The organism is Flavobacterium sp. (genome assembly GCF_041911335.1).
Lineage (GTDB): Bacteria > Bacteroidota > Bacteroidia > Flavobacteriales > Flavobacteriaceae > Flavobacterium.
Genome location: NZ_JAYRPD010000067.1, coordinates 1 through 1,761, shown reverse-complemented (window position 1 = coordinate 1,761; position 1,761 = coordinate 1). Strand labels below are relative to the sequence as shown.

The window sequence follows — 1,761 nt, the reverse complement described above, 5'->3', positions numbered from 1 at the left end:
TGATAATATTTGCCCAAGTATAGGTTTATTTGTATTTTTGGAACGCCTGAAGAGTGACATGTTTGAAAATTTTTGAAAGTTTTTTCAAAATAAATCATTCTCAGGCACTTTTAAAAATTAAACTTTCGGACGGTAGTGATTTACCAATAAAAAAATTATTTGATATGACAATTGTCATTTCAAATAAAAAATCCTTACAAAAACGCAAGGATTTAGATATAATTTTGAATACTAATTTGAAATTAAACTGGTTCTGCGTACAAATCAAATTCTGTAGCATCAATAACTTTTAAATTTACAAAATCACCTGTTTTTAAATAGTATTTTGAAGCGTCAACTAATACCTCATTGTCTACATCAGGACTGTCGAATTCAGTTCTTCCGATAAAATATTGTCCTTCTTTTCTGTCGATTACACACTTGAAAACTTTACCAATTTTCTCCTGATTCAAATCCCAAGAAATTTGAGACTGTAAATCCATGATTTCGGCAGCACGTGCTTGTTTTACTTCTTGTGGTACGTCGTCTTCTAAAGCAAAAGCGCCAGTGTTTTCTTCGTGTGAATAAGTAAAACAACCTAAACGCTCAAATTTCATTTCTTGTACCCAATCACGTAAAATTTCGAAATCTTCTTGTGTTTCACCAGGATATCCAACAATTAAAGTAGTTCTAATTGCCATTCCGGGAACGCGCTCTCTAAATTCTTGTAATAATTTTGTTGTTTTCTCTTTAGTTGTTCCACGTTTCATCGATTTTAAAATATCATCTGAAATGTGTTGTAATGGAATATCAATATAGTTACAAATTTTTGGTTCGCGTTTCATTACGTCTAAAACGTCCATTGGAAAACCACTAGGAAAAGCATAATGCAAACGAATCCATTCAATTCCTTCAACTTTAACTAAGTTTTCTAGTAATTCAGCAAGATTACGTTTTTTGTATAAATCTAATCCGTAGTAGGTTAAATCTTGAGCAATTAAAATCAATTCTTTAACGCCTTTTTTAGCTAAACCTTCCGCTTCTTTAACTAATTTTTCAATAGGTTGCGAAACGTGTTTTCCACGCATTAACGGTATCGCACAAAAACTACAAGGTCTGTCACAACCTTCAGCAATTTTTAAATAGGCATAGTTTTTTGGAGTTGTAGTTAAACGTTCTCCTAATAATTCGTGTTTGTAATCTGCTCCTAAAGCCTTTAATAATAAAGGTAATTCTGTAGTTCCAAAATATTGGTCAACATCTGGAATTTCCTTTTCTAAATCAGGACGGTATCTTTCTGATAGACATCCAGTAACGAATACTTTATCTACTAAACCTTGATCTTTTTTGTCAACATATTCCAAAATCGTATTCACCGATTCTTCCTTTGCATTGTCAATAAAACCACAAGTGTTAATTACCACAATGTTGCCTTCTTGTTCATGTGCTACGTCTTTTCCATTGGCTTTTAGTTGTCCCATTAAAACCTCACTATCATAAGTGTTTTTTGAACATCCAAGTGTAATTACATTGATTTTATTTTTCTTTAACGATTTGGTTCTCATGCTTTTAATTTTGAGGTGCAAAATTACATAAAATAATTAGTAGAAGCACCAGCGTTTGGGATTTTTTTAAAGGTTTGTCCCGCTCATATCTTTGCTCTATTCTAAAAGTATGAATAATTTTATCTTTTAAATAGTATTAATAGATAAGCAAAACAAAGTTGCAAAATTGTGATCCCGCCAGATACATCTTTTGATGATATTGTTGAGACAGGTAAAT

The 1,761-nt window shown here is 31.6% G+C and carries 1 protein-coding gene; it reads right to left on the bottom strand.

Annotation, left to right across the window (positions count from 1 at the left end; genetic code table 11):
* Positions 1 to 242: 242 nt before the first annotated feature.
* Positions 243 to 1,544, bottom strand: coding sequence for a 30S ribosomal protein S12 methylthiotransferase RimO (gene rimO, locus ACE3PD_RS10530; RefSeq protein WP_374402235.1), 1,302 nt, complete (start codon positions 1,542 to 1,544; stop codon positions 243 to 245).
* Positions 1,545 to 1,761 lie beyond the last annotated feature (217 nt).

Coding starts and splice junctions, on each gene's coding strand:
- rimO (WP_374402235.1), bottom strand. CDS start 1,544: ATGAGAACCAAATCGTTAAAGAAAAATAAAATCAATGTAATTACACTT.